Annotated in this window: 11 protein-coding genes; 6 read left to right on the forward strand and 5 right to left on the reverse strand. The window is 70.5% G+C overall.

The genetic code is table 11. From position 1 onward, the window contains the following. Window positions 1-293: 293 nt before the first annotated feature. Together C3492_RS14030 and C3492_RS14035 are read right to left on the reverse strand one after the other, a co-directional pair. Complete coding sequence (locus C3492_RS14030; RefSeq protein WP_103812091.1) at window positions 294-902, reverse strand: ester cyclase; 609 nt, start codon at window positions 900-902, stop codon at window positions 294-296. Between the two features lie 63 nt (window positions 903-965). After that, on the reverse strand, window positions 966-2,105 hold the full coding sequence (locus tag C3492_RS14035) for an L-dopachrome tautomerase-related protein (protein WP_103812237.1): 1,140 nt from the start codon (window positions 2,103-2,105) through the stop codon (window positions 966-968). Window positions 2,106-2,539: 434 nt separating this feature from the next. Here C3492_RS14035 and C3492_RS14040 point away from each other — a divergent pair, with 434 nt between their 5' ends. After that, entirely contained in the window at window positions 2,540-3,565 is a 1,026-nt protein-coding gene (locus C3492_RS14040; RefSeq protein WP_103812092.1) for a C4-dicarboxylate transporter, read from the forward strand. 237 nt (window positions 3,566-3,802) lie between these two features. Here the strand turns inward: C3492_RS14040 and C3492_RS14045 are convergent, their stop codons facing one another. Beyond that, entirely contained in the window at window positions 3,803-4,954 is a 1,152-nt protein-coding gene (locus C3492_RS14045) for a DUF3103 family protein (RefSeq protein ID WP_103812093.1), read from the reverse strand. Between the two features lie 175 nt (window positions 4,955-5,129). On the opposite strand from C3492_RS14045, the gene C3492_RS14050 reads away from it, so the two are divergent. The 5 genes from C3492_RS14050 (at window position 5,130) to C3492_RS44170 (ending at window position 7,888) form a co-directional block, all read left to right on the forward strand. Beyond that, window positions 5,130-5,351 carry a hypothetical protein gene (locus C3492_RS14050; protein WP_103812094.1) on the forward strand — a complete coding sequence of 74 codons (222 nt, stop codon included), beginning with the start codon at window positions 5,130-5,132 and terminating at the stop codon, window positions 5,349-5,351. A gap of 393 nt (window positions 5,352-5,744) precedes the next feature. Beyond that, complete coding sequence (locus C3492_RS14055; protein ID WP_103812095.1) at window positions 5,745-6,155, forward strand: VOC family protein; 411 nt, start codon at window positions 5,745-5,747, stop codon at window positions 6,153-6,155. A gap of 244 nt (window positions 6,156-6,399) precedes the next feature. Beyond that, on the forward strand, window positions 6,400-6,921 hold the full coding sequence (locus C3492_RS14060; protein ID WP_103812096.1) for a helix-turn-helix transcriptional regulator: 522 nt from the start codon (window positions 6,400-6,402) through the stop codon (window positions 6,919-6,921). Then, the gene (locus C3492_RS14065) at window positions 6,921-7,562 is read left to right on the forward strand and encodes a VOC family protein (protein WP_181140374.1); all 642 of its coding nucleotides are present in this window, start codon (window positions 6,921-6,923) and stop codon (window positions 7,560-7,562) included. The genes C3492_RS14060 and C3492_RS14065 overlap by 1 nt, the downstream gene beginning before the upstream one ends. 101 nt (window positions 7,563-7,663) lie before the next feature. After that, window positions 7,664-7,888 carry a hypothetical protein gene (locus C3492_RS44170; protein ID WP_146075685.1) on the forward strand — a complete coding sequence of 75 codons (225 nt, stop codon included), beginning with the start codon at window positions 7,664-7,666 and terminating at the stop codon, window positions 7,886-7,888. A 397-nt stretch (window positions 7,889-8,285) separates the two neighbouring features. On the opposite strand, the gene C3492_RS14070 is transcribed toward C3492_RS44170, so the two are convergent. Further along, a complete protein-coding gene (locus C3492_RS14070; protein ID WP_103812098.1) occupies window positions 8,286-9,119 on the reverse strand; it encodes a PIG-L family deacetylase in 834 nt (277 codons plus the stop codon). A 548-nt stretch (window positions 9,120-9,667) separates the two neighbouring features. After that, window positions 9,668-12,457: a BTAD domain-containing putative transcriptional regulator gene (locus tag C3492_RS14075; RefSeq protein WP_103812099.1), complete on the reverse strand. Its 2,790-nt coding sequence runs from the start codon at window positions 12,455-12,457 to the stop codon at window positions 9,668-9,670. Window positions 12,458-12,605: the final 148 nt, after the last annotated feature.

Here is a 12,605-nt window from a genome sequence, read left to right on the forward strand (position 1 = left end):
CGGACGACACCTTCTGAGTGGTGCGCGCGGGACACACGTGCTGCGGACTGCCGCACACGAACACGTGTGACCCGTGCTGTGACCGGGGGCCTTCGCCGTCGCTCCCTCCGGGGACCGTGGACGCCGGCATGCGCGGCACACCCCGTCACCGGACGCGGTGCCGGGGGTGCCCGTGCCGGGAAGGCACCGGTCGGTCCGGTGCCGCTCCCGGTGGACGACCGTGGGCACGACCGCGTGGTTCCGCCGCTCCGGTGGAGCGGGGACCACGTGGCGGAGATCCTGCGTACGGTCGGTCAGTCGACGCCGAGCTGGGACAGCAAGGTCTGGTTGTCCTCGATGTGCCAGTCCTCGACGATCTGCCGCTCGCCGACGTGCTGGATGTCGATGGCGTTGAAATCCACCTTCTGGCCCGTGCCCTGGACTCCGTCGAAGGTGCCGGTGAAGTGGCCCCGGAAGACGAGCCGAGCGGTGATCTTGTCACCGGTGATCAGCAGGTCGGCCAGTTCGCACGTCAGGTCGGGCACGGCGGCGCGGAAGTTCCGTGAGGCGAACACTGGGCCTTCGGGGCCCTGCGGCCGGCCGGGCGGCAGGGTGTTGTCCACGAAGTCCGGGCTGACCGACGCGTCGAGGTACTTCTTCTCACCCGTGTTCCAGAAGGTGTACAGCTGCTGCGCGAGACGTACCTCGACCGCCGCCCGGCGCGCGCCGATCGAGCGGTCCACCGTCAGCGCCGTCGGCCTCACCAGGTCGGGCGATCCGTCGACCAGCTTCCAGGGCCAGGCGTGGGAGCCGGTCCGCTGGTGGTCCTTTGCGACGGACGGCTGCGCGGCCAGCGCGGTACCGGCCGCTACAGCGGTGGCGACGGCGGTCGCCACGGCGGCACGGATGAGCTTGCGGGACATGCGGGAATCTGCCTTTCGGGCTATCGGTTGCGGAGAGTGGAGCCCGGCCTGAGCCGGTTCGGGTCAGCGGCGTGCCGGCCCGCTGCCGATGGGCAGGCGGTACAGCACGTACGGCTTGCGCCGCAGGTCGGTGCCGCCGTTGTAGGCGGCCTGGCGGTTGAGCTGGTTGGCGACGACGTAGAGCTTGTGGTCGTAGCCGATGGAGAACGTGTCGGGCCAGCTGAGCCGTTCGTCCTGAACCAGCGTGTGGTAGCTGCCGTCGGTGTCGCGCCGGACGATCGCCTTGCGCTCGATGTCACCCGCGTACACGCGCCCCGCACGGTCGGTCTCCAGACCGTCGGACATCCCCTTGACACCCAGGTCGTGCACCTCGATGTCGGTCTCCCGGAGACGGGTGAGGTCGCGTGTGCGCACCGCGTACAGTCGCCGGCTGGACAGCGGGCAGTAGTACAGCCACTCACCGTCGGGGCTCAGCGCGATACCGTCCACACCGATGTTGATGGGCGTTCCCGCTGACGTGCCGTCCGGACGGTTCAGCATCGGCCGGCCGTCGACCGTCGGCACGAAACCCGGCACCGGAAGCGTCGACGGGGTGTCGTCCAGGCGCCGCCACGACTCACCCGTGGCCAGGTTCACGACGATCAGCCCGTTGGGGCCGTCCGGTGTGGCATCGGTGAGATAGGCGAAGCCGTGGACCAGGTCGAAGCGCACGTCGTTGACGAAGCTGCGCGGACCGGCCACCGAGGCGGGGAAGACGATGGTGCGCACCACCTTGTCGGTGGCCAGGTCGACGGCCACCAACTTGGGCCCGCCGTACGGCGCGTCGGCCCACTCCACCCGGCCGGTGTCGACCACCCACAGCCGGTCGGCGGCGTCCACGACGACGCTCTGCACCCCCAGGAAGTGTCGCTCCGGCGCGGCGGTGTCAGGGGTGTTGATCTCCCGGTCCGGGTAGGCGACGGGCTTGCCGTGCCGGATCTCCGCGACGGTGAACGGCACGTCGTCGCCCCACCGGGGGAAGTTCACGAACACGCGGCCGCCGCGCGAGACCGTGACACCGGTCGGCATCGCGCCGTCGAACGTGGCCACCGTCTCCAACCGCGGCGCGTACGGGTGCGCGTGCGGGGCGCCGCCGCCCGGCCGCGGGGCCGCCTGCGCCTGCCCGGCGCCGACCGCAAGGACCGCGCCCACGGCGAGTGGCACGGCGAGCACCGTACGCCGGTCCGGACCCGTCGTCGAAGCGGGATCGGGGGTACGCATAAGTACTGGCTCCCAACTGTGCTGGGGCCTTCGCGAAGAAGGTCACCTCGGGTTGCATTCCGCACATCAGTTCACAACGGCCCCTGTCCACGTGCTTCCGTCGAATGACTGACGTCGATGGGGCCGCGCATCACTCTGGTACGCCAGGCGCGATGATTCCAATGATTCGATGTGCTCGAATCCATAGATTGCATGCATGGTGACGGCTCGCACGGGCACCTCATGTGCCGCATTTATGGAAACGATGAAAATCGTTCCTTGGACTCATGAATGGGCAGGAGCGCAAGATCGGACCGTCCTCAGAAGCAGGACGTCAACCGTCCCTCGATGGCCGTGCCCTGGCGGCGCTGCCCGCTCGACGCATCACTGGAGACCCGATGTCCGCATCCACCTCCCGACCGGCCCGGTCCGCCGGCACCGCGCGACCCGCCCGGGCCAGGCTTCCGCTCAACGCCTTCGGCATCTCCTTCGGCCTGTCCGGGCTGGCGGGCACCTGGACGGCCGCCGCCGAACTGGGGGCGCCGCGGGTGATCGGGACCGTCCTCTGGCTGGTGGCCGCGACCGCATGGCTGGTGACCGTGCTCCGGTACGCCGCGGCCGGGCTCAGACCGCACGAGGTCGCCGACGATCTGCGCCATCCCGTTCTCGGCCCGTTCGCGGCCCTCGTGCCCGTCGCCGCCTCGCCGATGTCGGCCCGGCTCTTCGTGTCGTTCCCCCTGGTGGGCGAGGGGTTGGTGTGGGCCATGCTGGCCCTCAGCGCCGGCTTCGGCGCGTGGTTCGTCGCCCGGCTGCTGACGGTGCCGCGCGACCCGGCGACGCTGCACGGTGGTCATCTGCTGCCCACCGTCGCGGCGTCCCTGATCTCGGCCCAATCCGTCGCGACGATCGGCCACCCCGGTGCGGCGAAGGTGTTGTTCGCCGCAGGCATCCTGTTCTGGCTGCTGATCGGGAGCCTGCTGCTGGTCCGCTTCGCGACCGGTCCCGAACTCCCGCGGCCGCTGCTGCCGACCCTGGCGATCTTCTCGGCGCCGCCGGCCGTCGCGGGCAACGCCTGGTGGGTGATCACCGGAGGCAGGCCCGGAACGGTCCACGAGATCCTGCTCGGCACGATGGCCGCCCTGCTGCTGCCTCACCTCGTCCTCGTGAAGGACTACCTGCGGCTTCCCTTCACCCTCGGTTTCTGGGCCCTGACCTTCACCACCGCGGCGAGCGCGACCTACGGGATCCGGCTGCTGTCCCTCACCGGGACGCCGTGGAGCGCCCCGGTGGGCTGGGTCGTGGTCGCCGTCGCCACCGGTGTCATCGGAGCCGTCGCCGTCCGCTCCCTGGCCCTGGTCCCCTTCCACCGGGCGCACCGTCACCACACCGGCCGCACAGCGCACCCGGCGACGGCGACCTGCTGAAGCGCCACCGCGAGGCCGTCCGCAGGACGGCCCCGGGCCAGCGTCCCCGGCACCGGGTGTCCGACGGGCCGTCCCCACCAGGGGGCGGCCCGAGCCGCATGTCGGGGACCACGCCGTGTGCCCGGCACCGGCCACCGGCAGCAGCTGCTCGGACCGGTGCCGCGGCTCGGACCGGTGCCGGGGAAGCGCGCGTCCCTCAGCCGCCGGGCTTCCGTGCGCCGGGGCCCGGCGCTGGGGCTAGAACTCCGACACGTAGTACGGCTGCACCGTCATCCAGCCGTTGCCGCGGGCGCCGTAGCGGGTGCCGTTGTCGCTCCGGGCCAGGGTGTACCAGGAGTCGACGTAGTCCGGGTCGTCGGTCCACCAGTCGTCCGGGATGGCGTCCAGGACCGCGTTCACCAGCGGGATGTAGGTGCCCTGGTCGGTGATGGTGAGCAGTGCGGTGGCGATGGCCTGGGCGAGGTCGTGGTAGTTGGTGCTGCCGTCCTCCTCCATCATCACGGCGTCGGCCAGGTCGTACTTGTAGGAGGACCAGTTGACCAGGATCTGGTTGGGCCGGTAGACCGTGCCGTCGTTGTCGAGGTACGGCATGTCGACGGGATCGACGCGCACCTTGCCGTCCTGGCCGAAGCCGGTGACCAGGGTGTAGATCTCGGCGTCCCCCTTGATCCAGGGTTCCTCGTCGTCGGAGAGCTCGACCGCGGTGATGCGCGTGGTCCAGAAGCCGCCGGTGGCGGCGAGCCTCCGCGGGTGTTCGGCAGGGGTCTGCTCTGCGGCGGGCGCGGCGGAGTGGACGCCGTACCGCGAGAGTTCCTCGGTCAGCACGTTCAGACCGGCGGCCAGTGCCGTGGAGCTGTCGATGTCGACGACGTACACCGGGTGGGCGGGCGCCCTACGGGCGTCGAGCGTGTGGGCCCGGCCGCGGCTGTCGTAGGCGGTGACGGTGGTGGCGTTCTCGTCCTGGGTGGCCGCGGCCACCCAGGGCGTGGCCCCGGCGGCGAGCGCGGTCCGCATGGACGCGTCCCCGAGTCGCAGCCGCAGCAGCGGACCGACCTCGGTACCCAGGCCCTTGGCGGTGGCGATCCGGCGGTCGGCCGCGGTCAGGGTGGACTGCAGGGTGCCGCCGGCCTGTCGGGCCAGGGCGGTTACCTTCACCTCGTCGGAGGTGAGCGCGGCCGTCCGGACGCGAGCACGCCAGGCGGAGTCGGTGAGCGAGCCGGCTATCGCCCGCGCGGCGTGGTCCTCCGCGGCCGTGACGGCGGACCTGGAGGCGGGGGCCTTGACGGACGCCGTGGCCGGCAGGGCGCTCAGGGTCTGGCCGGCGCACAGGACGACCAGGGATGCCGCGACGGCGCCGAGGCAACGTCGACGGGGGTGACGGGGTCTCACGTGGATCGATCCTCCGGGGACGAGTGGTCGATGTCGCACTGACAGGTGGAACCCTTGCGCGCATCTATGCGGGTAGACGGACACGCGCAGGTACAGAATGACGGTGACATGACATCGAGACAAGAGGGCTTCCGGTGTGAGAGGGATGAACTCGCGGTATCCGAAGCGGAGTTGATTGTCGGTCGCGAACGGCCACTGCTACACCATCAGCAGGACCACCACATCCCTCACCGGCTGGTGCGACGGCACGGGGCCTGAACGGTACGGCACCTACGTGGTCTGCACGAGCGGCGAGTACCACAACAGCTACACCAAGTGGTACGGAGACCGGACGGGCGTGTATGCCGGCTGTCCCAGCGGAAAGACGCGCATCAGCGACGGTTACGACCGCTACTGAAGAAGCCGCAGGTCATCGTGGGTGACACCGGGGCGAGTCGGGGGCCCCTCCTGCGACGGGACGGCACGCCCCGCTCTATGCGCACTTCGCCCACGACCGCTGACCTGTTGAGCACCCCGTTGCCCGGCCTGCTGACGCGGCAGTCCGGGCAGCGACGCCTCGGCCGGCAGCCGCCCACCCCTCGGAGCGCTGCTGAACGTGCCGCCCCGGGCGATCGTCGTCTCAGCACCGCGCGTGGTGGACGCGATGAACCGGAAGGCGGCGTCGCCGGCGCCCGGCCTGGAGTGTGACACGGAACGCTTCCCGCGGCAGGGCACGTGAACGTCCGAGCGCGGCCGGAGCGATCACGAATCGAGAAGCGCGGGTCAGGGAGTCACGTCTAGCCTGCTCGTCATGGACATCACCATTCACACGAGCTTCCTGCCGCACGACGACCCCGACGCGTCGCTCGCCTTCTACCGCGACGTCCTCGGCTTCGAGGTCCGCAGCGACGTCGGACAGGGCAGGATGCGCTGGATCACGGTCGGCCCGGCCGGACAGCCGGACACCTCCCTCCTCCTGGCACCACCGGCCGCCGACCCGGGCGTCACCGAGGACGAGCGCCGCACCATTCACGAGATGATGGCCAAGGGCACCTACGGCTGGATCCTGCTGGCCACCCGCGATCTCGACGCCACGTTCGAGAAGGTGCAGGCCGGTGACACCGAGGTCGTCCAGGAACCGACCGAGCAGCCGTACGGCATCCGTGACTGCGCGTTCCGTGACCCCGCGGGCAACCTGGTCCGCATCCAGGAGCTGCGCTGAGCCGTGCCGGTGTCGATGCGGCCGTGTCGCCCGGCACCGCGGCCACCAGCGCAGAACGCTGCGCAGCAGTGCGCAGGCTCCGCCCTGCCGGCGGTGTGCCAGGGCCGCGTCAGCGTCTGGACGACCCGGCTGGTCGGCTCCGGCGGGCCGGTCCTCATCAACGAGCGCCTGGGTGCCTTGTCCCTGCGGGTACCCCAGGCGCTCGTAGGCGTCGATGCAAGAGGAAGGAAAGGGGAGTACGCCCATGTGTCAGCCCGAGTGGCGGCGTGCACGCGTCGAGGCGCAGCGCCTGACCGATCTGGCGCGGCTGCGTCGTGTCCGTGACCGGATCGACCGGGAGTACGCGCGGCCGCTGAACGTGGAGGCGCTCGCCCGCGGTGTGAACATGTCCGCCGGGCACCTCAGTCGGCAGTTCCGGGCGGCCTACGGCGAGTCGCCGTACGCGTATCTGATGACGCGTCGCATCGAGCGCGCGACGGCGCTGCTGCGACGTGGCGACCTCAGCGTCACCGAGGTCTGCTTCATGGTCGGCTGCGCGTCGCTGGGAACCTTCACCACCCGCTTCACCGAGCTGGTCGGCATGCCGCCCGGGGTTTTCCGGCGCCTCGCCGCAGATGCGGCGGCCGACCGTGCCGATGCCTCTGGTACGGCCGGTGCTGCGGGGTCTGCCGTCATGCTGGAGGGGATGCCGGCGTGTGTGGCGAAGCAGGTGACGAGACCGGTCAGGAATCGAGAAGCCCCGGCCGCCGAGCAGCCCCTAGCGTGATGGTCATGGCAACCACCGCGACCACCGCACCCACCACGTCCATCGCATCCGTCGTCCTTGAGGTGCCCGACCCCGAGGCAGCCCACCGCTTCTACACCGCCTTCGGAGTGGACACGCACATACGCCTGCGGGCGTCGGAGGCGCACTCCGCCGGATTCCGTGGCTTCACCCTGGCGCTCACGGTGTCGCGGCCGGCCACCGTCGACAGCTTCCTCCGCGCCGGCGTGAACGCCGGCGCCACGACGCTGAAGCCCGCCGAGAAGTCGTTGTGGGGCTACGGCGGCGTCCTCCAGGCGCCGGACGGAACGGTCTGGAAGATCGCGACTTCGGCGAAGAAGGACACCGGCCCGGCCACCCGCGAGATCGACGAGATCGTCCTCCTGCTCGGCGTCGAGGACGTGAAGGCCAGCTTCGGCGGCAAGTACGCCGAGTTCGCCTCCGGGGTGTCCAGCCCCGTGAAGCTGGCGCTGTACAAGCGCCGCGGCCTGGCCAAGGACCTCGGCGTCCCCGCCTACGGCACCGGCTCGCACCGCATCGTCCTCGGCAGCACCGCCGGCTCGTTCACCGACCCGGACGGATTCGTCTGGGAGACCGCCACGTCGCTCACCCCCGCGCCGTCCACGGCGTCGGCACAGTCCTGACTCCCGGACCTGCTCCCGCCTACCGGGCTCATCCCGTACGCAGTACACGGCCGGGTCAGCGCCACGCGGCTTTCGGTGGTAGGACTCCCCTGTACGGAAAGATGCACGGAGAGAAGCTGATCCATAAGGAAGCTGCAGCCGAACTCGACTACCCGGACGCGCTGCAACCCATCGTTGATCTCGTGAGAGCACTCGACCTGCCGAACGATCAACCTCCGGACCAGCAGCTCATTCGCACCTGGGTCACCTCCGCGGCGCGGGACTTTCTCGCCGCAGAAGCGCACCAGAACCACAGCCTTCGAGCTACGTCGCATGATCCACCGTGACCGGTTTACGGAAAGCAAGCCAGAACCCCAGCAAGCACGTCGCCTGTCGATGAGTTCGGGAGGCGCCCCCCTTCCACGGACGCGTGGTGTTGACGAGTTTGGGGGCACCGGGTCTCTTGCCACAGCAGCATCGGGGCGCTCCTGGTGGAAGGTGCTGGCATGCCGCGGTGGTCGAAGGTCGAGGCGTCGTGTCGATGCGGGAGCTGGAGCGCAAGCACGGGGTTGGGATGGTCCCCTACTACGTCGCGGCCTGGAAGCCGCACATCCTGGCGGAGTCCGGCGAGGCTCCGCTGGAGGTGTTCGTCCCGCAGACCCACCAGCCCGGTCACGAGGCGGAGGTGCCGCTCGATCGCGGGCCGTGCGGGCGATGCGCTACCCGTTCGGTCGCACGGGTGGATCAGCGCAGTCCGGCGAAGAGATCGTTCTCCGGTATGGCCGCGCCGGTGGTGTCCCGGACGCGTACGAAGGTCTCCATGCCCATCAATTCACCGAACCTCTCCTTTCCCATCTTGAGGAAGAAGATGTTCTCGCCCTGACTGGCGTGCGCGGCCAACGCGTCAAACTTCTGACCGCTGAACCCGGTCGTGTCCACCCACGTCGTGATCTCATCGTCGGGGAGGCCGATCTCGGCCATGGCGGCGGCCTCGGCAGGATCCGGCTCCGGCATGTCCTCATGGAACTCGCGCATGACCTCGCCGAACCGCTGCATCATCGAACGGGGCATCGTGGTCCAGTACACCTTCGGTGCCAGCGCGGTCATCTCCAGCGCCGCCATCGTGATGCGGTGGGCCTGGATGTGGTCGGGGTGGCCGTAGAAGCCGTTCTCGTCATAGGTGACTACCACATCAGGTCGGTAGTGCCGCATGAGTTCCGCGAGCCGTGCCGCGCCTTCCTGCACGGGGGTCTGCCAGAAGGATCCGGGGGCGTCGTTGCTCGGCCAGCCCATCATCCCGGAGTCGGCATAGTCCAGCGTCTCCAGATCGCTGACCTTCAGCACGGCACAGCTCGCTGCGAGTTCTTGACGGCGCATCAGGGCGACCGCCGCCGGATCGTGCCCGGGCTCGCCCGGCTTGACGCCTCCGGGTCCGTCACCGCAACGGCCGTCGGTACACGTCACGAGAACCGTGCGGATGCCCTCCGCCGCGTACCGCGCGAGGACCCCTCCGGTTCCGGTGGCCTCGTCGTCGGGGTGGGCGTGCACTGCCATGAGCGTCAAGGGCCGGTCAGTCATGAAAGCCTCCTGCAGTAATACGTCTCGGTCCGAGTGCGCGGCGGGTTCACCGCGGACTTGGGGCCCGGATACCGGTGCGGCGCCAGTGTCTCAGCTGATGCAACCGTGCCGGCCGGACCGGCTGTTCCCGGCGCGGCCGCTTCGGCCTTCCAGACGCAACTGGGACCCTCCCCGCACGTGCGCGGAGATGGTCCCAGTTCGGCCACCCAGGCAGGTACCGGCACCCGCTGCTCCCCGTCTCCGCGGGGATGGCCCTCTTCGCCCAGCACGCCAGGAACATGCGTACGACGTGGCCCCGCATGGGCCGGCCCATCAAGCGGCCCATCGGTCGCGCCCCTGATTGATGCGATACCGCGACGGATCACCCTGGCACGGCTGGTCAGCAGCGCGTGATCAGGCCATCACCGGACCCACCTCACAGCCGGGATCAGAAACAGGCTCCCACCGGGCACCCACGTTCGGCTGGGTTCCGTAGCCCGGCCAGGTGGTGGCCGGACCCTTTCGCGGGGACGCGGTCGGTTCAGGAGTACCGGTCCGGGAGATGGGCGTCAGGGCTCGGTCCCTGTCGCCAACCGCTCGGTCATCTCGCGTGCTTCCGCCGTCCGGCCCTGGCCCCGGTACAGGCCCAGCGCCGTCGTCCAGGCCTGATGTGCGGCGTCGTGGTCCCCCGCATCGGCGTGCATGTCCCCGAGGGACGCCCATGTGTCGGCCTCACGATTGGCGTTGCCGATGGCCTGGAAGTGGGTGAGGGCCTGTTGGTACGCGTCCAGGGCACGGCTCGTCCGGCCGGTGCGCCGCGCGATGTACGCCAGTGTGTCCCACGTCGCGGCCTGCCCCTCGCCGTCCTCGTGGAGCTGGAGCAACGGCAGCGCCTGGAGGCAGTGTGCCTCGCCGCTCGCGTACCGGCCGAGCCGGGCCAGCGCCCAACCGGTGCCGTTCAGGATGTTGGACTCGCCCACCTGATCCCCGAGCGCGCGGTATCCCTCCAGCGCCTGCGCGAAGTGCGGAAGGGCACGCTCGTAGGCGTTGATGCGGACGTGGACCTCGGCGAGCGAGTGGTGGGTGCGGGTGAGGCCCGCGGTGTCGCCGTCGGCACGGAACCGCTCCAGGGCCTCGTCGAGGTGGGGCAGGGCTTCGTCGTAGCGCCCCGCCTGTGCCAGGGCGACGCCGAGCCGCTGACGGGTGTGGGCCGTGAGAGAGGGATCGTCCAGGCCGGTGGCCGCGTCCAGGGCCGTGTACCAGGCCCGGATGCTTTCCTCGAACAGCCCGCGGCGCCAGCGGAATGTGTGCAGCGCCCAGGTCAGGCGGCACAACTCCAGTCGCATGCCGCGCTGTTCGGTGAGTGCGATGACCTCCTGGAGGCAGGCGTACTCGGCGTCGAACCAGGCCAGCGCGGCCTGCGCGTCATCGAAGGCGAGGGGAGCGGGCCCCGGATCGTCGAGTGCGGGTGGGTCCTGTGCCGTGCGGTGCGGCTCCAGGACTCGGTGCGCCGCTTGGGCCGCGCACACGTAGAAACCGACGAGACGGCGCGTGTGCCGGTCGCGTTGCACGGCGGTCAGACCGGCCGCCTGCTCCTCGGCGTACAGCCGGATCAGGTCGTGCATCTGGTAGCGGCCCGGTCGGTGCTGACGGACCAGGCAGGCTTCTTCCAGGACGCGCATGGTCCGCAGGGTTCGCGTCGGGTCACGTTCGATGAAGTGGGCCAGCGCGGCCAAGGACACGTCCTGGTGCGGCAGGAGCCCTGACAGGCCTAACACCCGGGCCGGTTCGGCGTCCAGCGCCGCGTGCGACGCGGCGAACAGGACGCGGAGACTGACGGATACGTCACCGGCGTCCAGTACGTCGAGGCGGGCGCTCGGATTGCGCAGGTCCTGGGCGAGCTGGTCGAGGGAGGCGCCCGGTAGTCCGTCCGCGTGCGCGGCCGCGATGTCGAGGGCCAGCGGCAGCCCGGCGCACCAGTGGACGATGTCGCGCAGGGCCGGCTCGGACGCGGCGCGGTCGTCTCCGACCCGGCGGGCGAAGAGCCGCGACGATTCGGCGGCCGACAGTACGCCGAGGTCGACGATGTCCGCCCCGGCCCGCACCTTGAGGCTGCTCAGCCGGTTCCTGCTGGTCACGAGCGTCCTGCAGCCAGGTGTCCCGGGCAGAAGCGGCACGACCTGCGCGCTGTCGCGGGCGTTGTCGAGAACGACCAGGATCTTTCGCCGTGCCATCAGCGTGCGATAGAGCGCCGCGCGGCCCTCCGTGTCGGCGGGCAGTTCGCTCTCGGCCGCCCCGAGGGCCATCAGGAAGAGGTGCAGGACGTCACCGGGGTCGGTGGGGCGGACACTGGGGCTGAAGCCGTTCAGCTGGGCGTAGAGCTGGCCGTCGGGAAACTCGTCGGCGTGCTGGTGCGCCCAGCGCAGGGCGAGCCACGACTTGCCGACTCCGGCCATTCCCGCGATCACGCTGATGTCCGGCGCCGCGTCGTCGGCGCGGCCTTCCCGTGCGTCGAGGAGCCGCAGTGCGTCGTCCCGGCCGACGAATCCCGAAGGGGATGCGGGGAGTTGGCGGGGTGTGCGGCGTTCGGGCGCATGGGCCGCGGGTGCGGCGAGGGCGTCGTCGAAGACGAGGATCCGCTGATGGAGCTCCTTCAGCCGGGGTCCGGGGTCGACGCCCAGCCGCTCCACGAGCCGTTGCCGCAACTGCTCGTAGGCGGTGAGGGCGGCGGCGGGCTGTCCCGTCCGGTACAGGGCCAGCATGTGCAGGTGGGCCACCTGTTCGTCGAGTGGCTGCTCGGTGGCGAGCGCGGCGAGCGGCTGGACGAGGTCGGCGTGCCGACCTCCGTCGAGCAGCAGCTCGTAGTGATCCAGCCGGGCCCGGTGGTGTTCCTCCGCGAGCGTGAGACGGTACGCGTCGAGCCAGGGAGAGTGCAGCCCGGCGAACGGCTCGCCCTGCCAGAGCGCCAGCGCCCGGCTGTACGAGGCCTCGGCCTCCCGGGGGTCGTTCGCGCCCCGTGCCTGCTCGACCAGGGAGCGGAAACGGAACAGATCGACGGCCGAGTCGTCGGTCCGCAGCACATACCCCGCGGGCGTCCGCACGATGTCCCACCGCTCCGCGTCGCCCGGGTCCGAGCGCAGGGCGCGCAGCCGCGACACGTAGCTGTAGAGCGAGGCCATCGCACGCGGCGGGACATTGTCCCCCCACACCCGCGTGAGGAGTGTCTCGGCGGACACGGGTCGGTTGACGTCGACGAGGAGCAGCGCCAGGACGCAGCGCTGGCGCGGTGATCCGGGGGCGACGGAGGCCCCGTGGGACCGGATGGTCACATCGCCGAGAAGGGTGAATCCGATGCTCATGCCGGTCCTTCGTCCCGCGCGGTCTCGCCGGCCCAGGCCGGCCGTCGCGGCCGTCCGCCCGACACCGGTCTGCGCGCCCCTGCAAGAAACTATCAAGCTCCTTGCAGGGTGCGCACCGAACACTGGGGGGCGACCAGCACATACCGCA

The organism is Streptomyces sp. Ru62, from assembly GCF_002920615.1.
GTDB lineage: Bacteria > Actinomycetota > Actinomycetes > Streptomycetales > Streptomycetaceae > Streptomyces.